The 21879-nt window shown below is 55.9% G+C and carries 17 protein-coding genes; 16 read left to right on the top strand and 1 reads right to left on the bottom strand.

Going from position 1 to position 21879, the window contains the following annotated elements; genetic code table 11:
* Positions 1-52: 52 nt before the first annotated feature.
* The 14 genes from ACQY4Z_RS15205 (at position 53) to serA (ending at position 17284) form a co-directional block, all read left to right on the top strand.
* The gene (locus ACQY4Z_RS15205; RefSeq protein WP_306147787.1) at positions 53-2164 is read left to right on the top strand and encodes a methyl-accepting chemotaxis protein; all 2112 of its coding nucleotides are present in this window, start codon (positions 53-55) and stop codon (positions 2162-2164) included.
* 81 nt (positions 2165-2245) lie between these two features.
* Positions 2246-2707, top strand: a complete 462-nt coding sequence (gene ybgC / locus ACQY4Z_RS15210) for a tol-pal system-associated acyl-CoA thioesterase (RefSeq protein ID WP_428522582.1) — start codon at positions 2246-2248, stop codon at positions 2705-2707.
* 270 nt (positions 2708-2977) lie between these two features.
* Positions 2978-3685, top strand: a complete 708-nt coding sequence (gene tolQ, locus ACQY4Z_RS15215) for a protein TolQ (protein ID WP_133952038.1) — start codon at positions 2978-2980, stop codon at positions 3683-3685.
* Between the two features lie 3 nt (positions 3686-3688).
* The gene (locus ACQY4Z_RS15220) at positions 3689-4141 is read left to right on the top strand and encodes an ExbD/TolR family protein (RefSeq protein WP_040451020.1); all 453 of its coding nucleotides are present in this window, start codon (positions 3689-3691) and stop codon (positions 4139-4141) included.
* Positions 4142-4147: 6 nt separating this feature from the next.
* Positions 4148-5089 carry a cell envelope biogenesis protein TolA gene (locus ACQY4Z_RS15225; protein ID WP_428522584.1) on the top strand — a complete coding sequence of 314 codons (942 nt, stop codon included), beginning with the start codon at positions 4148-4150 and terminating at the stop codon, positions 5087-5089.
* Between the two features lie 46 nt (positions 5090-5135).
* Positions 5136-6485, top strand: coding sequence for a Tol-Pal system beta propeller repeat protein TolB (gene tolB, locus ACQY4Z_RS15230; protein WP_209174800.1), 1350 nt, complete (start codon positions 5136-5138; stop codon positions 6483-6485).
* A 130-nt stretch (positions 6486-6615) separates the two neighbouring features.
* Complete coding sequence (gene pal / locus ACQY4Z_RS15235; RefSeq protein ID WP_209174799.1) at positions 6616-7101, top strand: peptidoglycan-associated lipoprotein Pal; 486 nt, start codon at positions 6616-6618, stop codon at positions 7099-7101.
* 232 nt (positions 7102-7333) lie between these two features.
* Entirely contained in the window at positions 7334-8269 is a 936-nt protein-coding gene (ybgF, locus tag ACQY4Z_RS15240) for a tol-pal system protein YbgF (protein ID WP_428522587.1), read from the top strand.
* Entirely contained in the window at positions 8241-9620 is a 1380-nt protein-coding gene (gene tilS / locus ACQY4Z_RS15245; protein ID WP_428522589.1) for a tRNA lysidine(34) synthetase TilS, read from the top strand. Before ybgF ends, tilS begins: the two co-directional genes overlap by 29 nt.
* Before the next feature lie 181 nt (positions 9621-9801).
* A complete protein-coding gene (ftsH, locus tag ACQY4Z_RS15250) occupies positions 9802-11718 on the top strand; it encodes an ATP-dependent zinc metalloprotease FtsH (protein WP_133951456.1) in 1917 nt (638 codons plus the stop codon).
* A gap of 172 nt (positions 11719-11890) precedes the next feature.
* Positions 11891-13234 (top strand): phosphoglucosamine mutase, encoded by a 1344-nt coding sequence (glmM, locus tag ACQY4Z_RS15255; RefSeq protein WP_428522592.1) that lies wholly within the window; start codon positions 11891-11893, stop codon positions 13232-13234.
* A 232-nt stretch (positions 13235-13466) separates the two neighbouring features.
* A complete protein-coding gene (locus ACQY4Z_RS15260) occupies positions 13467-14282 on the top strand; it encodes an outer membrane protein (RefSeq protein ID WP_428522594.1) in 816 nt (271 codons plus the stop codon).
* Positions 14283-14440: 158 nt separating this feature from the next.
* Positions 14441-15619: a phosphoserine transaminase gene (locus ACQY4Z_RS15265; protein ID WP_428522596.1), complete on the top strand. Its 1179-nt coding sequence runs from the start codon at positions 14441-14443 to the stop codon at positions 15617-15619.
* Between the two features lie 78 nt (positions 15620-15697).
* Positions 15698-17284 carry a phosphoglycerate dehydrogenase gene (gene serA / locus ACQY4Z_RS15270; RefSeq protein WP_133951462.1) on the top strand — a complete coding sequence of 529 codons (1587 nt, stop codon included), beginning with the start codon at positions 15698-15700 and terminating at the stop codon, positions 17282-17284.
* Positions 17285-17323: 39 nt separating this feature from the next.
* On the opposite strand, the gene ACQY4Z_RS15275 is transcribed toward serA, so the two are convergent.
* The gene (locus tag ACQY4Z_RS15275) at positions 17324-18229 is read right to left on the bottom strand and encodes a DMT family transporter (RefSeq protein WP_428522598.1); all 906 of its coding nucleotides are present in this window, start codon (positions 18227-18229) and stop codon (positions 17324-17326) included.
* A 302-nt stretch (positions 18230-18531) separates the two neighbouring features.
* Here ACQY4Z_RS15275 and ACQY4Z_RS15280 point away from each other — a divergent pair, with 302 nt between their 5' ends.
* Positions 18532-19824, top strand: coding sequence for an adenylosuccinate synthase (locus ACQY4Z_RS15280; protein WP_133951466.1), 1293 nt, complete (start codon positions 18532-18534; stop codon positions 19822-19824).
* Positions 19825-20063: 239 nt separating this feature from the next.
* Positions 20064-21806 carry a hypothetical protein gene (locus ACQY4Z_RS15285; protein WP_428522600.1) on the top strand — a complete coding sequence of 581 codons (1743 nt, stop codon included), beginning with the start codon at positions 20064-20066 and terminating at the stop codon, positions 21804-21806.
* Positions 21807-21879 lie beyond the last annotated feature (73 nt).

Genomic DNA, 21879 nt, shown 5'->3' on the forward strand with positions numbered 1-21879 from the left:
ACCAATAATTTCCAATTCTTTCCTAGGGTTCGCTCGAATTCTGGGGGGACCTATGCGTAAGCGGCTTTCAACTAAACTTGCTGTTATGTTCTTGGCCGGTGCACTCACAATGTGCATCGCGATTGTCACAGTTACATCGACGCTCTCGCGTGATGTGGCAAATGGTCAGGCGGATGCCGCTTTGCAAAGCGGAACAAAGGCGAAATTGAAAGTCGCCGAACTCGCTTTGGGTCAGGCAGCTGACAGCGCCAAATTTTTTGCATCGCTCGAAGATGCCAAGAACAGCCTGATGAAAACGCTGGTTGGCTGGAAGAACCTCAAAGAAGGCCAGAACGCGATCCTGCGCGGGATCTACGTCACCAACAACCCGCATTCTCCGGACGAGCGGCACTTGCTGATTGAGCCCGCGGAAGGGAACCAGTACACGAACAACCACAAAGTGGTGCACCCGATCTTCCAGGATCTGGTCAGCCAGGGCGTGTTCTCGGATGTGGCGCTGGCAACTCCGGATGGTGTAATTACCTATACTTATGCCAAAGGCGATGAGTTCGCGTTTCACATCGGCGATGCTGAGATCTCCGGGCACCCTGTGCAAATCGCATTCAGCCCACTGTTCGATGCGGTGGCGAATGAGACGATCGAAGCGGGTCAGATCTTTACATCAGGGTTCATGACCGGCGAAGACGGCAAAGTCTCCATGATCATCGCTACACCGGTTTTCTATCTCGACCGTTTTTTTGGTGCCGCGGCCTTCTCTGTGAACATGGCAAACTTCGCAAACCTGGTCAGCGGATCTGGTGAACTTGAAGATGGCGAAAAGGTATTCCTGATTGACACTGCCGGGCAGTTGGTCGGTCTGGACGCGGCAGGGGCTGCTGAAGTTGTCCACGACAAGCAAACGGTCTATGCGGGAAATGAAACACTTGTTTTGGATGGAAACGACTATCGGTATGCGGAAGCTGACGCCTCATTCGCAAATATGCCTTACGGGATTGTGGATGCTGTTCTCCAGACCAAGCTGTCTGCTGCTGCCGACCGGATTACCTATGGCGCGGTCATCTCCGGGTTCTTGTGCCTGGTCCCAATCGTTGGTGTCATCTGGTGGGTGACAGGCCGGATGTTTGCCCCGCTCCAAGGACTATCTGCGGCAGCGCGGCAAATTGCAGACGGTGATCTTGAAGTCCCTGTGCATGCGACCGAACGCTCGGATGAGATCGGCGAGATGGCGCGCTGTATTGAAGTCTTCAAAGACAACTCGGTGGAGCGGGAGAGGTTGGCTGCTGAACGGAAAGTTGGCCACATTGCTCGCGAAAAGCGCGAGAAACATATCGATGCGTTGATCAATGGTTTCCGCGCAGAAGCCCAAGGCGTTCTGGAGTTGGTGGAGGCCAATATCGGCCGGGTTGAGGCCGTCACAGCAGAATTGCGCGAGCGATCTGGAGCTGCAGCAGACGAAGGACAAACCGCTGTGGTGTCGTCCGAAAACGCGTCTGCAAATGTGCAGGCCGTTGCCTCTGCAACAGAAGAGCTCAATGCTTCGATTTCAGAAATCTCCCGCCAGGTCGAAACCACGGCTGGTATCGTGGCTCAAACAACCACTGCTGCGCAGGTATCTAATGGTAAAATTTCTGGGTTGGCTGAAGCTGCCAACCGGATTGGTGACGTTGTCTCCCTGATCTCCGAGATTGCCGAACAGACCAATCTGCTGGCACTCAATGCGACGATTGAGGCCGCACGCGCTGGTGAGGCGGGCCGCGGGTTTGCTGTTGTTGCTTCTGAAGTGAAGTCGCTTGCGGGGCAAACGGCCAAGGCGACCGAAGAGATTTCAACGCAGATTGCAGCCATTCAGGCGTCCACCACAGAGGCGGTCGCGGAAATCGCGCGTGTTTCGGAGTCCGTTGGTGAAGTCAATGAGTACACATCCACCATCCAGGATGCGGTTCAGCAACAGGGCGCTGCGACGAACGAAATCTCCAGAAACGTTGCCGAAGCTGCCGACGGGACCCGTTCTGTTGCTACCACGGTTGCGTCTCTCAACGACGGTGTGACCGAGAATTCTCGCGCGGTTGATGACATGTTGTCTGCGACGATCGAGATGAAACAACAGGCGGATCGCTTGAGAGGATCTGTCGAAAAATTCCTCAACGAGGTTGCAGCGGCCTGACCGTCTTCCTAGATCAATTGAGTTATGGGCTTTTCGGTCTCTTGATCGGGAAGCCCTTTTTGGATTTGTGGAGACACTATCGTGAGTGATTGGCCGGATCTCGCAGGCCGCTTGGACCAAAGCGGTCACGTTCTGCCCGTGCGCGTCTATTATGAGGACACCGATTTCACAGGGATCGTCTACCACGGTGCCTATGTCCGTTTCTTTGAGCGGGCCCGATCCGACTTTTTGAGACTGATCGGTATTCACCACAGTGAGTTGGCAGAAGGGGACGATGGCACATCGCTGGCTTTTGCCGTGCGCACAATGACCTTGGATTTCCAGAAACCTGCGAAGATCGATGATGTCCTGGAAGTGCAGACGTCTCTGGCTGAGTACAAAGGCGCCAGGATCAAGCTTGATCAACTCATTTACAGAGGTGATGAACTGCTTGTCTCGGCGGCAGTGACCGTTGCTGTCATTTCATCTGAAGGTCGGCCGACTCGTCTTCCGTCAGCCCTTTCGGAGAAGCTGCTAAAACACAAGCCTTCTGAGCAAGACTGACTTCGCTGTTTGCGGGCAAACGCTGACGCATAATTGAGCGCGCCAGCGGCAAAAATAAGCGGCGCGACCGGGTCGCGTTAATCTTGCAGTAACCTTAATTGATTCTTTTAGAAAAGCGCGCAATTGCGCGTAATAAGTCCCAGTTTTGACAAAATCAAACGTCAGAGAAGCGGTCGGCGAATAGGGGCGAATTCCCCCGTGATCGGTGCAATCGGGGCGCCGGTACTCTGAATGCAACACGCATCATTCGGCCGAGAGGTCATCGGGTTTATGGAAACACTAGTCGAAACGACATTGGCGGCGCCTAAGGGCGACCTTTCTTTCTATGGCTTGTTCTGGCAAGCGCACATTGTCGTACAGATCGTAATGTTGGGACTGCTTGCTGCATCGGTTTGGTGCTGGGCAATCATTGTCGACAAGATCATGATATTCGGAAAGACAAAACGGCAAATGAACCGGTTCGAAACCGTGTTCTGGTCCGGTCAGTCCTTGGAAGAGCTTTATGGAACGCTGCACAATCGCGTGAACCATTCCATGGCGGCGCTGTTTGTTGCGGCCATGCGGGAATGGAAGCGCAGTCATGAGGGCGCGCGCCCGGCGATTGGAAGTCTTCAGCAACGGATCGACCGCGTTATGGATGTTACGATCCAGCGCGAGCAGGAGCGGCTGGAAAACCGGTTGCTGATCCTGGCGACCGTTGGGTCATCTGCTCCGTTCATCGGACTGTTTGGAACCGTTTGGGGCATCATGACTGCATTCCAGGCGATCGCGGCGTCTGAGAGCACGAACCTTGCGGTCGTGGCTCCTGGTATCGCGGAAGCTCTGTTTGCGACGGCTCTGGGTCTTCTGGCCGCCATTCCTGCGGTTATCGCATACAACAAATTCTCCTCGGATGTCGGCCGGGCGGTTGCTCGTATGGAAGGCTTTGCTGACGAGTTCTCCGCGATCTTGTCGCGGCAGATCGACGAGAGGGCCTGATCCATGGGCATGCAGGCCGGTGGTGGACAAGCAGGTGGCGGCCGCCGGGGACGGCGCCGGCGGCGCAGTCTTCCGATAAGTGAGATCAACGTCACACCCTTCGTCGATGTGATGCTGGTGCTGCTCATCATTTTCATGGTCGCAGCACCTTTGTTGACGGTCGGTGTGCCGATTGACCTGCCGGAGACACGTGCGAAGGCCCTTGAAGGGGACACCGAGCCGATAACGATTTCCATCAATTCGGCAGGCGAAATTTTTATTCAGGATACTCCGATCCTCATTGATGAGGTCGTTCCCAAATTGGAGGCGATTGCGGCCAATGGGTACGAAGAACGCATCTACGTGCGTGGAGATCAGGATGCTGATTACGGCACCATGATGAAACTCATGGGCCGGATCAACGCGGCTGGCTTTAAACGGCTCGGCCTTGTCACTCTGGAAGAACGGGACTCGTAACGCAGAATGCGCGCAGGTCTCATTGCGTCTTTGACCGGTCACTCGGTTTTTTTGGTCTGGGGCTTGATAGCCTTTCCGGACGCAAAGAGTTTTTCCGTTCCTCAAGTCGAAACGCTGCCGGTGGATCTCGTTCCAATCGAGGAATTTACGCAGCTTCGCTTAGGTGAGAAAACGGCTGAAGTCCGGGACGTTGCGGCGCTGCAGCCGAGCGATACACCGGCTGAAGAGACCCCGCAACCGGCCGACAAACCTGGTGACAGTCAAGTTCAGCAGCCCTCGCCTCCCACGCCGGCGCCAGCGCCAACTCCGACGCCGCCTGAACCGGAACCAGTCGCCGAGCCTGAAGATGCCCCGGAACCTGCACCTGCGCCCGAACCGGTACCAGCTGCTGAGCCAGAGCCGGCTCCTGAACCGGAGCCTGTACCTCAGGAGGAAGCCGCACCGGCTGTACAGCCGATTCTGACAAGCGTTGCACCAAGGACAAAACCGGCACCGCCACGGCCGCAGCGACAGGAGCCGCGGGATGAATCTATCGTCAACGACGTAGCGGCCCTTCTCAACAAGGTGGAGCCAGCCGGTCAGGCCGGGGGACAACCTGATACGCCTGCATCGCTGGGAACACGGCAAGGCGCGCCGAACATCCGCATGACCCAATCGGAGTTGGATGCGTTACGCTCCCAAGTTGCCATGTGTTGGAGCCCTCCTGTTGGGGCAGTGGGTGCGGAAGACCTGAATGTGCGGGTTCGTTTCAACCTGTCGCAGAACGGCGAAGTGTCCAATGGTCCGGAAGTCATGAATTCCAATGCAAATCCGGCCTTCCGCGCAGCAGCAAGCAGTGCGGTCCGTGCTGTGATGCGCTGCCAGCCATACAGCCTGCCAATTGCGAAATATGATGCGTGGCAGGAGGTGATTATCAATTTTGACCCGAGAGAGATGCTCGGGGGCTAAGCCGATTTCGCAGTCGGAACCCAAAGGTGAAGGAGCTGTATTGCTCATGCGTCAGATTTGGAAACATTTTTTAGGGTTCGTCGGGTCCTCGGCCCGCGTCCGCGGTGGGTTTGTTGCACTCCTAGCAGTACTCAGTCCGATCCCGGCCGCTGCGCTGGTTGAAATCGACATCACTCAAGGGAATGTCGAACCGCTGCCAATTGCCTTGCCGCAGTTCTCTGCAGAAGGTGGCGACAGCAAACTGGCCGCCGACATGACCGCGGTGATTGCGGCGGATCTCAAACGGTCCGGTCTCTTTAATCCTCTCGATCCAGCGAGCTTCATTCAGAAGAACATGAGCGTGAATTCCACCCCGCGCTTTGGGGATTGGCGTACGATCAGTGCACAGGCGCTTGTGACGGGAACCGTGACAAAGCAGGCGGATGGCCGCTTGCGCGCTGAATTCCGGCTTTGGGATGTCTTTGCGGCAGAGCAGATGCTTGGGCAACAGTTCTATACAACACCGGAAAACTGGCGGCGGCTCGCCCATATCATTGCGGATGCCGTTTACGAACGTCTCACCGGCGAAAAAGGCTATTTTGACACGCGCATCGTGTTTGTCGACGAGACGGGGCCGAAAGACAAGCGCGTAAAACGCTTGGCACTGATGGATCAGGACGGCGCGAACGTTCGGTACCTCACCCGGGGCGATGATCTGGTTTTGACACCGCGCTTTTCGCCGACGAGCCAGGAAATCACCTACATGTCTTATGCAGGTGCGGATCCAAGTGTGTACCTCTTGAACATCGAGACCGGGCAGCGCGAGATCGTGGGCAATTTTCCGGGGATGACCTTTGCGCCGCGGTTTTCACCCGATGGACAGAGCGTGGTCATGAGTTTGCAGCAGGGTGGCAACGCAAACATCTTCAAAATGGATTTGCGGTCGCGGCAGACGACCCGCTTGACCAACACAGCCGCCATTGATACGAGCCCGTCTTTCTCTCCGGATAGCGGCCGTATCGTTTTTGAATCCGATCGGGGCGGCTCACAGCAGCTTTATGTGATGAGTGCAGCTGGCGGCCAGGCTCAGCGGATTTCCTTCGGCCCGGGGCGCTACTCGACACCGGTCTGGTCTCCACGGGGCGACCTGATTGCCTTTACCAAGCAGCACCAGGGCCGGTTCATGATCGGTGTGATGCGGCCTGACGGAAAAGGCGAGCGGATTCTGACAGAGGGATATCACAACGAAGGACCAGCCTGGGCTCCGAATGGCCGGGTTCTGGTGTTCTTCCGTGATACGCCGGGCGCAAACGGAGGTCCGCAGGTCTGGACCGTCGATTTGACTGGCTACAATGAACAAAGGCTGGAAACACCGGCATTTGCATCAGATCCGTCTTGGTCGCCATTGATCGACTAAGGCAACGAATAACGAAGTGTTTACCAGCCTTATTGAGAGCGCATTAACCGACTTTGGCTAGAAAGCGTTTACCAAAATGTGGGGGCGCATTTGGATAGCCGGTTTAGCGGGCTGGGGTAAGGAGACAGGAATGTTCAATATGGTGAGTGCCTCCAACGGGGCGCGGTGGATTGCAGTCTGTTTTGCAGTCCTATTTGCCGCAGCGTGCGCGCAAACCAAGCCGGACGGGCTGGCGACCAACGTCAAGCCGGGGACCGGGCAGGATTTCGTGGTGAATGTCGGGGACCGGGTGTTCTTCGAAGAAGACCAATCCACCCTGAATTCGCAGGGGCAGGCCACGCTTGCCAACCAGGCAAAATGGCTTCAACGGTACTCGCAGTACACGATTACCGTTGAAGGCCATGCTGATGAGCGCGGTACGCGCCAATACAACATCGCACTTGGTGCAAGGCGTGCGCAGGCCGCACGCGATTACCTCGTATCCCAGGGTGTTTCTGCCTCCCGGATCAAAACGATTTCGTATGGCAAAGAACGGCCAGTTGCCGTTTGTAACGACAACAGCTGCTGGTCTCAGAACAGGCGGGCAGTGACCGTGCTGAACAACGCGACCAACTGATCAGTGTCCGAATAACGCTAAAAACGCCGGGTTCAGCCCGGCGTTTTTATTTGCCCGGAGCAAAAACACGCCCTTTCCCGGTTTGTTTGTCAAAATTTGGCCGAACTCGGAGCGCCATTTGCGCTAGAATTCAGCGTGTGGCCATACGGGTGAGAACCTCTCCCTGCCAATCAGATGGCTTTCCATTTATCGGTATTGGTATATGACAAGTGGCTGCACAGCGGAGGGACGAATGAAACAATTTTACAGGCTGATATGCCCTGTATTGGCCATAATGCTCATCTCAGTGGCAACGCCATCTCATGCGCAGCTTTTCGGAAAACGGAATGACGATTCCAGTGTCCGTATCGGTAAGTTGGAAGAACAAATTCGGGTCTTGACCGGTCAACTCGAGCAAATGGCGTTTCAAATGCGTGAATTGCAAGATCAAATGCGCCGGATGCAAGAAGACAACGAATACCGTTTTCAGCAGCTTGAAGGTGGGACCCCCGGCAAACGGTCGGACGCTTCTCCTGGGCTGGCGCCAGATGGCACACCTCAGTCTGGAAGCCTGGTCGCGCCCGGCGGTGGATTTGCAACCCTTCCTGCCGATGGCTCTGGGGACGGTGATTGGTCCCAATCGGGCGGATATGAAGCCGGTGCAGGCGTTCCTTCGAACGGACCGATTGATTTGTCGTCTCTGGCACAAGGTCAAGTCGTGCCACCCGGAGCAGCTTCAGACTCCACTCCCAGCCCTGAGTTTTCGACAGACGATGACCAGATTGCCGGTATAATTGGAAGTGGTGACCCGCGGACGGATTATGACCGCGCATATTCCATGGCAGTGAATGGAGATTATGCTGCGGCTGAGGCCGGATTTCGCACATTCTTGGAAAGTTATCCAGACAATCAGCTTGCGGCCAATGCGCAGTATTGGCTCGGCGAAAGCCTCCTGGCCCAGCAGAACTATCGCGAGGCTGCGGACGCGTTTTTGAAAACCTACCGGGATCATCCCGGCAATTCAAAAAGCCCGGACAGTTTGCTGAAACTCGGAGTTTCGCTGCGCGGGCTCGGTGAAACCGATGTTGCTTGCGCGACGTTTTCCGAACTCTTGAGCAAATTTCCAAATGCTGCGCCGGCGGTTTTGTCACAAGCGCGGGATGAACGCCAAAGTGCCCAGTGTTCGTAACCAGCCGGATCCCTATTCCGGGCTTACTGACCGGGAAATTGACCAACTATTTCATTCATTAAACAACTTTTCAAAGATTGCTCTTGCTGTCTCTGGCGGTGGAGACTCAGTTTGCCTGCTGATTGCCTTTTGTGAATGGCGATCGAGACAAAACTGGGAAGGTGCTTGCGAGGTGGTCGTTGTTGATCACAAGCTGCGTCCAGAAAGCTCTCAAGAAGCGTGCTTTGTTCGGGAATTGAGCGAACAATATGGTTTGCACTGCCACATTTTGAAATGGACGGATGACAAACCGGAAACTGGTGTCCAAGAGGCAGCGCGCGACGTGCGATACCAACTGATCGCAAAACAGACAGCTGTGTCGGGTTTTGAAACCGTTCTTCTCGCGCATCATCTCGACGACCAGGCTGAAACGTTTCTCGATCGTTTGACCCGGGGAAGTGGATTGAACGGACTTGCGGCCATGGCTTCAGATGAACCTGAAGGACCCGCCGGACTTCGTTTGCTGCGCCCATTTCTCGGTGTGCCCAAAAGCCGGCTTTTGGCAACCTTAAGAGAACGAGATCAAAAATGGTGTGAAGATCCTTCCAATAAGAGTCTGAAGTACAAGCGCAGCCGGTTGCGGTCGATTTCGAGCAGTCTCGCCGAAGAGGGTTTGTCGCCGGGCCGGATTGCCACAACAGCACGGCAGCTAAGACGTGCGCGCGAGGCTCTGGAAACGGTCCTCGCGGAGCTTTTTCGTCAGCATGTCGAGGAACATCCGGCAGGACCGGTCAAGACTTCGACGCTGATGTTTCGCGCTCAGTCAGAAGAATTCAGGCTGCGTTTGCTCATACTCATGATCGAGCGGGTGACCGGCCGGGATTATCAGCCGAAGTTGCGGAAGATCGAAGCCCTCGATCACTGGATTTTGAACAACAAGGCAGGGCGCCAAACATTGGGTGGAGCCGTTCTGGAAATGAAACGGGATACTCTATTTGTTTGGAAAGAAATCGGCCGATTACCGCCTGTGGTTCTTGAGAACCTCTGCGGAGAAGGGAAATGGGACGCCCGCTTTCTGTTCGATGTTCAGGCCGCCGAGGGGGCACCGCCAAACGGCATGTCAGTCAGTCTCGGCCCGCTGTTCAATGCGCCGGTCGATCGGCGGCAGATTTCCTGGCCAAATGGGTGGCCAAAGGAGGCGTTTGAAAGCGCGCCAGTGTTCTGGATCGGAAACGGGCCGGTGGGTGTTCGCTCTGCGGCCTCCTTGATTTGGCATGATGTGCTGCGCGGCGGGTACGAAATTTCACTTCAGCGGATCCCCGTTCCGGCAAAATTGGCCGGTAACTATAGGACCGATCTTGAGGGGTCTTAGGATTTCCGCTGTTTTCGCGGGCGCAAACATCTGTTAGGGGTGTCTCTTAAGAAAATAGTCAGTGTGCATGCGCAATATGGCGCACCACCTTGGCATAGGGCTATGGGCGACCTATCTTCGCTGAAAGAAATGTAACCGCGCGCATTCTAATAAAGTCGCGTCGGGCGGTTAAGGGATAGAAATGAACGCACATTTTCGCAACTTCGCGCTCTGGGTGATAATCGCCCTTCTGCTGATCGCTTTGTTCCAGCTGTTTCAGAGCCCAACACAGAACAGCGCAACGGACGAGATCGCTTTCTCCGAGTTCATGAATAAAGTCGATCGCGGCGATGTGCGATCGGTGACCATTCAGGAACAGAAGATCTCGGGCAGCTCGACCACAGGTCCGTTTCAGACGTACGCGCCCGAAGGTGCGCAATATGTCGAAGAACTTCGCACTAAAGGCGTGTTGATCAACGCGCGTCCGCCGGCCGAAAGTTCACCGCTCCTCGGCGCGCTATTCTCTTGGCTTCCGATGCTGATCATTCTTGGCATATGGATTTTCGTAATGCGGCAAATGCAGGGCTCTGGTGGCAAAGCCATGGGCTTCGGCAAGTCCAAAGCGAAACTGCTGACTGAAGCGCACGGCCGGGTCACATTCGAAGACGTTGCCGGCATCGACGAAGCTAAGGAAGATTTGCAGGAAATCGTCGAATTCTTGCGCGATCCGCAAAAATTCCAGCGGCTTGGCGGTCGTATTCCGCGCGGCGTGCTGCTGGTAGGTCCTCCGGGTACCGGTAAAACCCTGACCGCGCGTGCGGTTGCAGGTGAAGCAAACGTACCGTTCTTCACGATCTCCGGTTCTGACTTTGTGGAAATGTTTGTCGGCGTAGGCGCAAGCCGCGTCCGCGACATGTTCGAGCAAGCCAAGAAAAACGCACCTTGCATCATCTTTATCGATGAGATTGACGCCGTTGGCCGTCACCGCGGTGCAGGCCTTGGTGGTGGTAATGATGAGCGCGAGCAGACGCTCAACCAGCTTCTCGTCGAGATGGACGGCTTTGAGCCGAACGAAGGCATTATCATCATCGCGGCAACCAACCGTCCGGACGTTCTTGATCCTGCGCTTTTGCGCCCTGGTCGTTTCGACCGCCAGATTGTCGTTCCGAACCCAGATGTGACTGGCCGCGAAAAGATCCTCAAGGTTCACATGCGGAAAGTACCACTGGCTCCAGATGTCGATGTACGCACACTGGCACGCGGCACACCGGGCTTCTCGGGTGCAGATCTCATGAACCTTGTGAATGAGGCCGCCCTCCTTGCAGCACGCCGGTCCAAGCGATTGGTCACGATGGCCGAGTTCGAGGACGCCAAGGATAAGGTCATGATGGGTGCAGAGCGCCGCACCTTGGTGATGACTGAGGAAGAGAAAAAGCTGACGGCCTACCATGAAGCTGGTCATGCTCTGGTGGCTCTTCATCAGGAAGCTTCTGATCCCATCCATAAGGCGACAATCATCCCGCGCGGCCGCGCGCTTGGCATGGTCATGAGGTTGCCGGAAAAAGATCAGGTGTCCTTGACACGAGCCAAGTGTAAGGCCGACCTGGCCGTAGCGATGGGCGGACGCGTCGCCGAGGAAATGATCTTCGGATATGAGAAGGTAACCTCAGGTGCGTCTGGCGACATCCAGATGGCGACCAAACTTGCCCGCGCGATGGCGACCCAGTTCGGCATGTCCGACAAGCTCGGTCCGCTGCTCTACGGCGAAAACCAGGAAGAGGTTTTCCTCGGCCATTCCGTTGCGAAAAACCAGAGCGTAGCGGATGAGACCCAGAAGATCGTCGACGCTGAAATCAAATCCTTCGTTAACCAGGGATATGAGACAGCGAAGAAGATCCTTGGTGATCACGAGGACCAGTTGCACAGCATTGCGAAAGGTCTACTCGAATACGAAACGCTTTCAGGCGATGAGATCAAGGATCTTCTCGATGGCAAGCCGCCGGTGCGCGACACTGATGACGATCAGCCGATCGGTCGTTCCTCTGCGGTGCCGAAAGCGGGCGCAAAGCGCGGCGGTGATGAGCCGAGCGGTGGCATGGAGCCTCAGCCTCAGGCCTAAAACGCTCCTCTATTGAACAATTAAAGTGCCCGGTGTCTCACCGGGCATTTTTCATGTGTTTGGTTAGATATGAACTGGCCGCCGATGGTAACATTTGCTCATAAGATGTGACACACGGCGCCGGTAATCTCGGTTACAACGACAAAGATTCGAAAACGACAAGGTTTGGTTTATGCGCAAGTTCTTTGGCACCGACGGTATTCGCGGACAGGCGAATGCCTATCCTATGACCGCGGAAATGGCTCTTAAGATCGGCATGGCGGCGGGCCTGGTGTTTAAGAATGGCGGTCATCGCCATCGTGTTGTGATCGGAAAAGACACGAGACTGTCCGGTTACATGCTGGAAAACGCTCTGGTGGCAGGTTTCACATCGGTTGGTATGGATGTTTTCCTTCTCGGGCCTCTTCCAACCCCGGCCGTTGCGATGCTAACCCGATCCCTGCGCACGGATCTGGGCGTGATGATCTCCGCCTCTCACAATCCCTTCCAGGATAATGGCATCAAGTTCTTCGGACCTGATGGTTTCAAGCTGAGTGATGAAATCGAGAAGTCCATTGAGGAACTCGTCGAAAGCGATCTGACACCGCATCTTGCAGGCGCTCAGGAGCTTGGACGAGCCAAACGAATTGACGGGGCCCAAGAGCGCTACATTGAAACGGCCAAGCGCACCCTGCCGCGTAAGATGAGCCTTGAAGGCCTGCGGGTTGTCGTCGATTGCGCCAATGGCGCGGCCTATAAAGTTGCGCCGGATGCCCTTTTTGAGCTCGGAGCCGATGTAATCCGGATGGGCGTTTCTCCGGACGGGTTCAACATCAACAAAGACTGCGGGTCGACCTCCACAGATGCATTGTCCAAGAAAGTTCATGAAGTGCGCGCCGACATCGGCATCGCTCTTGATGGCGATGCGGACCGGGTGATTATCGTAGATGAAAACGGAAACGTCGTTGACGGTGACCAGTTGATGGCGGTGGTTGCCCAATCCTGGCAAGCCAATGGCCGCTTAGCAGGCAATGGCATCGTTGCAACTGTTATGTCCAATCTTGGGCTGGAACGGTATTTGGGGGATTTGGGGCTCGGTCTTGAGCGCACGAAAGTCGGCGACCGTTATGTGGTTGAACACATGCGTGCCAATGGCTTCAACGTGGGCGGGGAGCAGTCTGGCCATATTGTTCTGTCGGACTTCGCGACCACGGGTGACGGGCTGATCGCGGCACTTCAGATTATGGCTTGCATCAAGCAGCAGGATAAACCCGTGTCAGAAGTTTGCCGCCGGTTTGAACCTGTTCCGCAAATCCTGAAAAACGTCCGTTACAAAGGCGGCGCGCCGCTCCAGCATTCCGAGGTAAAATCCGCGATTGAGGACGGCGAAGCCCGTCTGGGTACATCCGGCCGTCTCGTGATCAGGGCTTCCGGGACAGAACCTTTGATTCGGGTTATGGCTGAAGGCGATGACGCGGATTTGGTTAAACAAGTTGTGAACGATATTGCCGGGGTTGTTGCGTCTTCCGCCGCGTAGCGCCTGCCTCCTCTGAGATTCACTTACGTTCTTAACAATAAAGCCAGCTGATTCAGCTGGCTTTTTTAATGTTTGGTAAAAAGCGAGGCGTAGGATTTACCAATCATTTACGTAAAAAAACTCGGTTAAAGAACACAGTTAAGTCAACCTTAATGAATACGCGTCATTTTTGGCCTCGAGATTGGTGTGTCGGCAATGAAATGCAGACGCTACATCGAAAGAGGACGAAGACATGGATAAATTTTTTAAACGTTTGTCTTTGACCGGCTTTGCTGTTGTGCTGTCCACTGCGGGTTTTGCAGCAGACTTGCCGACGCCGGTCATTGAACACGTTCCGGTCGCCCCTGCGGCCGTTGGCGGTTTCTACTTGCGCGGTGATATCGGCTACAAAGTTTACGGGGACCCCAGTGGCAGTTTCAGCAACGCGGCAATTGGCGATCTGCGTTATGAACGTGAGAGCCTGGACAACACCTGGATGATTGGCGCAGGTGTTGGTTATCAATTCAACCGTTACTTCAGAAGTGATGTCACGGTCGATTATGAAGCCAAAGCAACTGCAACCGGCTACGCACCATGCGGTGGCTGCGCAACTGCTGGCCAGTTTTCGACGGAGAAAGCTGACATCGACGTCTGGACCGTCATGCTGAACGGCTATGTTGATCTTGCGACCTGGAACCGTATCACACCTTATGTCGGTGCCGGTATCGGTGCGTCATACGTGAGCGCCAGCAACAAAACGTCCCTCAACCCGGACGGCACGACCTCCAGCTACGACGGCAGCAACGGCGATTGGAATTTTGCCTGGGCCTTGATGGCAGGTGCAGAATACGCTGTCACGCCGAATTGGAGCATCGATGCTGGTTACCGGTATAAGGACCTCGGCGAGGCGAAAACCGTTAAGCTCTACAACGTTGGCACCGGTGAATCCCGTGAAGTGTGGGAAGACCTGACCGCTCACGAATTCCGCATTGGTGCGCGCTACACATTCAACGCACCCGCAGCGGCTCCGGCATATTATCCAGCCGGGCCGATCACGAGTAATTTCTGATTACCCAACATACGTGTTGGCGAAAGGGCTGGTCATCGACCGGCCCTTTTTCTTGTCTTTCTCGCAATTGAATTGACGTAACTGCCGTTCGGCTTTATCCCCATAGGTGGGCCACCCCTCCCCAACGAGGGGCTCCTATCTGTGAGGGTAGACTTGAAATGAGCATAGTTATCTCCAAGCCGGACGTGCGTCCGGCCAATCCCAATTTTTCTTCTGGTCCCTGCTCCAAGCGCCCCGGCTGGTCGCTGGAAGCGCTTTCCGATGCGCCACTTGGACGGTCGCACCGCGCCAAGCCGGGCAAGGCCAAACTTGCGGAAGCCATTGAGCTGACACGCAAGGTGCTGAGCGTTCCAGAAGATTACCGCATTGGCATTGTTCCGGCCTCTGATACCGGCGCAGTTGAAATGGCCATGTGGTCGCTGCTTGGTGCCCGGGGCGTCGACATGCTTGCGTGGGAAAGCTTCGGATCCGGTTGGGTGACCGATGTGGTCAAACAGCTGCAGCTGCAAAATGTCCGCAAGATAGAAGCGCCTTATGGTGAGCTGCCAGACCTTTCGACGGTCGACTTTTCGAATGATGTCGTCTTTACATGGAACGGGACTACATCAGGCGTCCGTGTGCCGAACGGAGACTGGATACCGGCGAACCGCGAAGGTTTGACAATCTGCGATGCGACTTCGGCCGCATTCGCTCAGGAGCTGGATTTTGCCAAGCTCGATGTGGTGACGTTTTCCTGGCAAAAGGTGCTTGGCGGTGAAGCCGCCCATGGCATGCTGATCCTCAGCCCGCGCGCTGTCGAACGCCTGGAAACCTATTCTCCGGCTTGGCCCTTGCCGAAGATTTTCCGCCTGACCAAAGGCGGGAAGTTGATTGAAGGGATATTCCGCGGCGAGACGATCAATACCCCTTCTATGCTGTGCGTTGAAGATTATCTCGATGCTCTGAAATGGGCTGACGATCTCGGTGGTTTGGCCGGTCTTGTGGCGCGCGCTGACGGCAACCTTCAGGTTCTGGCTGACTGGGTTGATCAGACGTCTTGGGTCGATTTTCTGCCGAAGGATCCTGCCAACCGGTCCAACACGTCCGTTTGTCTGAGCGTGGTTGATCCGGACATTCTAGCCCTGTCAGATGAGCAGCAGGCCGCTTTCGCGAAGGGCATGGTTTCCCTGCTCGACGGTGAAGGCGTTGCCTATGACATCGGCGCTTACCGGGATGCACCTTCCGGTCTTCGAATCTGGGCAGGGGCAACCGTTGAGGCCAGCGATCTGAAATCGCTGACGTCTTGGCTGGATTGGGCCTTCCAAACCGAAAAAGCGAAACACGCTCAGGCCGCCTGAGCCTGTTCTTTGACCAGCTAAGTCCAATGCCGGGCGGTACGCTGCCCGGCCAGGTATTGATGTCAAGGAGAGGCTCATATGGCCCCGAAAGTATTGATTTCTGACAAGTTGTCTCCAGCTGCCGTGCAAATCTTCAAGGATCGCGGTGTGGAGGCGGATTTCCTGCCAGATGTTGGCAAGGACAAGGAAAAGCTGCGCGAGATCATCGGTCAGTATGATGGCCTGGCGATCCGCTCTGCCACGAAGGTGACCGAAAAAATCATCGCCGCGGCGGACAACCTGAAAGTTGTCGGCCGTGCAGGGATCGGCGTCGACAATGTCGACATTCCCAAGGCCACGGCACGCGGCATCATCGTGATGAACACGCCGTTCGGTAATGCCATCACGACGGCCGAACACGCGATTTCCATGATGATGGCGGTGGCCCGTCAAATACCGGCCGCAGATGCGTCGACTCAGGCCGGCAAATGGGAAAAGTCCCGGTTCATGGGACGCGAGATCACCGGCAAAACATTGGGCCTGATCGGCTGCGGAAACATTGGATCGATCGTTGCCGAGCGGGGTATCGGTCTCAAGATGAAAGTGATCGCTTTTGACCCGTTCCTGACGCCGGAACGGGCGCTTGCACTCGGCGTTGAGAAGGTGGAACTGGAAGGGCTTCTCTCCCGATCTGACTTCATCACGTTGCACACACCGCTCACTGATAAGACGCGGAACATCATTGATGCAGCCGCGATCGCCCAAATGCGGGACGGGGCTTACCTCATCAACTGTGCCCGCGGTGGTCTTGCTGATGAACAGGCTGTCCGTGATGCACTTGATAGCGGGAAACTTGCGGGCGCCGCTTTCGACGTCTTTGTTGATGAACCGGCCAAGGAGAATGTGCTTTTCGGTGCGCCGAACTTCGTGTCCACACCGCATCTTGGAGCCTCAACGGAGGAAGCCCAAGAGAACGTTGCTCTGCAGGTTGCCGAGCAAATGTGCGACTACCTCTTGAGCGGTGCTGTCCGGAATGCACTCAACATGCCGTCAATCACGGCGGAAGAAGCGCCTAAACTGGCGCCTTTTGTTCGGTTGGCCGAGCAGTTGGGGTCTTTCGCTGGACAGCTTACTGAAACCGGGATTGAGCGCGTTCGCCTGGAATATGCCGGTGCCGTCGCCGACATGAACGTTCAGGCACTGACGTCTGCTGCACTCACTGGTTTGCTGACACCGCTTTTGCAGACCGTCAACATGGTCTCTGCACCCATCCTGGCGAAGGAAAGGGGCATGCAGATCGAAGAGGTCCGGCGGGACAAGCAAGGGGCGTATGAGACCTACATCCGCCTGACTGTGGAAACCGAGCGCCAAAGCCGCTCCGTTGCCGGGACGGTGTTCGCCGACGGCAAGCCTCGGATCATCCAGGTGAAGGGCATCAATATGGAAGCTGAGCTCGGCGAGCACATGCTTTACATCACTAACGAAGACAAACCGGGCTTTATCGGTCACCTTGGGATGGAATTGGGCAACAACGAGGTAAATATTGCGACTTTCAACCTTGGCCGGACAGCGCCGGGAGAGGAAGCGATATGTCTCGTCGAAGTGGATGCTCCGGTCTCAAAAGAGGTCATGGCCAGATTGGAGACGGTCTCCCATGTGAAGCAAGTCAAGCCGCTTCGCTTTTGACACCAAGGGCGCCCGGATGAAAAGTCATCCGGGCGCTTGCTATTTTGCGGATGTGGATACTGGTTTGAAACTGGCGAAGAGCCGCCCATCAATAACGACCAGCCCACTTAACAAGAGTGCGAAACCGGCAAGTTGGATTGCCGACAATTCTTCGCCCAACAATAACCATCCAAAAAACAAGGCGCTGGCGGGCACCAGAAGCGTGACCAGCGACGCGTTGGTCGCGCCAGCTTCGGCCAGAAGCCGGAAGTACATCAGGTAAGCAAGCGCAGTCGCGAAAATCCCGAGCGCGAGAACATTGAGCCAGGCAATGACGCTTGGATCCGCCACACTCCATGAACCGGATGCGAACAGAGCGATCGGGGCCATGATCAGGGTTGATCCGGACAATTGACCGGTTGCCGAGATCAGGGGCGGGAGGCCTTTGAAGCGTTTTGCAAAGGTTGCTGCAAAGGCATAGGACAGCGCCGCTCCAAGACATGCAACCTGAGCCCATAAGGGGTCTGAGACTATGCCGGACAAACTGCCGGAAAGCATCGTTGCGACGCCGGCGATCCCGAGAACAATTCCGGCGATCTTGTGAATGCCGAGAGTTTCCTGGCGGAACAAGACACCTGCTACCAAAACGGTGAAGACCGGTGTCGTCGCGTTGAGGATAGACGCAAGACCTGCTCCGATCACAGTCTGTCCTGCAAAGAGCAGTGAAAACGGGATAACGTTGTTCAAGAGGCCCATTGCCAGAAACGAGGCCGCCATCTTGATAGGAAACTGCTTCAGGGTGCCTTGGGCCCAGAGCACAAGCCAAAGGGCGAGGCAGGCGGATGCGACGCGGAAAAACACCAGCGTCAGCGGAGGGATCTCGGCAACCGCAACCTTGGCAAAGATAAACGATCCGCCCCAAATCGCACCGAGACACATCAGCAAGATCCAATGCTGCAATTTCATGTGGGAGCTCCGACCAGGTGAATGTCTCCCGGGTACCATGTGTTTTCGGTTCCCGACACCCGAAAACCGAGCGAATGTTGGACGCGCAGGCTTGTCTTGCACAGCGATAAAACGAACAAGAACCGGAATTGGGGAGAGTTTGTTCGGTAGCTTGCGCAATTCTTCAATTAAATGGCTGGGAAGACTCGCGCGGCAAACCAATCCTGTCTATAGTCCGCGCCGTTTGCCCCGGGGCCTTGTCCGGGGCTTGTTGTGTTGGCGTCAAGGACGTCACGAACCTGCTTTAGGAGAGCAAAAGCTAGATGGCGAATGTGGTTGTTGTCGGTTCGCAATGGGGTGACGAAGGCAAAGGCAAGATTGTCGACTGGTTGTCGGAACAAGCCGATGTCATTGTAAGGTTCCAGGGCGGACACAACGCTGGACATACACTCGTTATTGACGGTGTGAGCTACAAGCTCTCCTTGCTGCCATCCGGTGTGGCCCGTCCAGGCAAATTGTCTGTGATCGGCAATGGTGTTGTGTTGGATCCACATGCGTTGGCCGAAGAGGTCAAACGGCTCGGCGAGCAAGGCGTCGTTGTGACTCCTGAAAGCCTGCGGGTGGCTGAGAACGCAACCTTGATCCTGTCTTTGCACCGGGAACTGGACGCTCTTCGTGAAAACTCCAACACCGGCACCAAAATCGGCACAACAAAACGCGGTATTGGTCCGGCATACGAAGATAAGGTCGGCCGCCGTGCGATCCGTCTGATGGATCTGAAAAACCTTACAACGCTTCCGGCGAAAATCGACCGGCTCTTGACCCACCACAACGCTTTGCGCCGGGGGCTTGGGCAGGACGAAATCTCAGCGGATGTCATTTTCGAAGAGCTGTCCAGCGTTGCAGATCAGGTTCTGCCTTACATGGACAAGGTCTGGTACCTGCTCGACGAGCAACGCCGCCAAGGCAAACGGATCCTCTTTGAAGGGGCTCAAGGCGCACTTCTCGACATCGACCATGGGACATACCCATTCGTGACATCGTCCAACACGGTCGCCGGGCAGGCTGCGACCGGCTGCGGCCTTGGGCCAGGGTCGGTTGACTATGTTCTCGGTATTACCAAGGCTTACACCACACGTGTGGGCGAGGGGCCTTTCCCAACCGAGCAGGAAAACGAAGTCGGTGAGTTTCTCGGGACCCGTGGTCACGAGTTCGGCACGGTGACCGGCCGTCGCCGCCGTTGCGGCTGGTTTGATGCGGTTCTTGTGCGTCAGACCGTTTGTACGTCCGGTATCAACGGGATCGCGCTGACCAAGCTTGATGTTCTGGATGGTCTTGAGGAAATCAAGATTTGCGTTGGCTACGAACTCGACGGTGAGCGCATCGACTATCTTCCAGCGTCACAAGGCGCCCAGGAACGGGTCAAGCCGATCTATGAGAGCATGCCGGGTTGGAAAGAATCCACTGAAGGTGCGCGGACTTGGGCTGAGCTTCCGGCGCAAGCGATCAAATACGTACGCCATGTTGAAGAGCTGATCGGTGCACCGGTCGCGATCTTGTCGACCAGTCCGGAACGCGATGACACAATTCTTGTGCAGAATCCTTTCCAAGACTGAGCGAATTGACGTAAACAAGACAATATCAAAGATGCTTAGAGTGCGTTTCGAATCGCTACGCACTCGGCAGCTTTTGAAGTCCGGGGTCTCCGGCATCAGAAGCAAGATGGAGCGACAATTGTGCGCGTCTCGCGCGATCTGATAGGCGAAAATCTCTTCGAAAGCTTGGTATAAGTCACGAAGAAGTCGCGAATCTGATCCAGGAGACGCAGGAGTGCAGTTGGCCGGTAGGCAGGAAGATGGCTGATTACTATTCGATATTAAAGAAAACAATCGCGTCCTTGCCCGAAAGCAACGGTGCAGCGCGGCGCAGCGTTTACAGCCGTGCGCGCAATGCCATCGTGAATCAGCTCAAGGCCTATGAGCCACCGCTGTCGCCATCGGAAATCACAGCAGAGCAACTTCGTCTGGAAGAGGCAATCCGTAAGGTCGAGGCGGAAGCTGCCAGAGAAAGCCTGGGATTGCAGCCATCTGCACCGCCGGCGCCTGCCACCCCAGCTGCACCGCAGGTCCGCGAGCCGGAACCGGCACCGTCTGTCCCTGCGGCCACCACGACTTCTCCAGTTGAGACCCCGGCGGCGCCTGCACCGCAGGTGACATCTCCGGAGCCGTCTGCCTATCCAGTCGAAGAGCCAGCAAGTGCTCCTTCGTCCGGTGCTTCATATGACAGCCAGCCACAAGCCGCGCCTCTATCAGGAACGACTGGTTCAAGTCTGGCTGAGCCCGAAGGTCCAGTATCCTCACCTGAGACACCTCCGGCCTATGACCCTGTTTCAGTCGAACCGGCTCCAGTCTCGGATGATCAAGTCTCTCAAACAGAACCGCTCTTTGAAGATGAGGTGGTTCAGCCGCAGACCGGAACAGCAGGCCTAACAGACGCCCCAGTATCGTCCCGCGCCAGCCGTTCAAGATCGTCTGCTTCAGCGGCGCTTCGCGGTTCGGACGAAAAAAGCCGGACAGTGCCGATTGTAACTGCTGCTGTGGTTGCCGTTCTGGTTCTTGGAGCCGCTGCCTATTTCTTCTTGTCTGGGCCGTCTGATGAGACTGTCACCGACGCCGCACCTGCTGTTTCACAAGAACCGGAGACAACGGCTGTTACCGAACCAGCGGCACCCGTCGGAGACACCGTGGCCGCATCCTCGGAAGATGCAGACGAGGCGAGCAAGAATACTGATCGTCTTTTGAATGAGACCGACGCAAATGTGGTTGCGCCTGACGCGCGCGCAGTGACAACAACGACCATCAACCCGCAAGAAACCGCACCGGGGACTGTTGCTCAGCCGTCGATAGTGACGAATGTGGAAAGCACCCCGTCTGCCGATGTTGATACGCCAGCTACGGATAGCGCCGAAGTAAGTCAGGGCGTTCAGCCGGATAGTCTTGCTGCAGTGAGCCCAGAGCAATCCGAACCGGCACCGGCAGCTCAGGTGCCGGCTTCCGGAGCGCAACGTTCCATCCTTTATGAGGAAGGGGCAGATGCCAGCTCTACCGGTACTGCGGCTCAAGGTGCCGTCATCTGGACACTTGGCGAAGAGACCGACCTTGGCGGTGAAGCGCAGTCTGTTCTCTCCGCTGCTGTCGAAATTCCGGAGCGGGATATCAAAGTCGATATCCGCATCAAGCCCAACGATGATACGTCCCTGCCGGCAAGCCACCTGGTTGAAATCAAATATGAGCTACCAGAAGGGTTTTCCGGTGGCGATATCGTCAATGTTCCCGGCTTGGTCATGAAGCCGACCGAGGAAGCGCGCGGTGATGCCTTGATCGGGGCATCCGTGAAGGTCTCTCCTGGTTTCTTCTGGATTGCCCTTTCCAGCCTGCCCAATGAGCAACAACGCAATTTGGCACTTCTTCGCGAGCGTGGCTGGATTGACATCCCGATGCTTTATGAGAATGGCAAACGCGGCATTCTTACGCTCGAGAAGGGCCCGATCGGCGAAGATGCCGTTGAAAAAGCAGTCACCGCCTGGCAAGCCGGCTAAGCAGATCCAGCATCTTGCATTTTTAGCGGGTGCTCCGCAGTTTCTCTTGCAATTTGTAAATTGGCGGGGCATT

The organism is Roseibium sp. (genome assembly GCF_965276855.1).
GTDB lineage: Bacteria > Pseudomonadota > Alphaproteobacteria > Rhizobiales > Stappiaceae > Roseibium.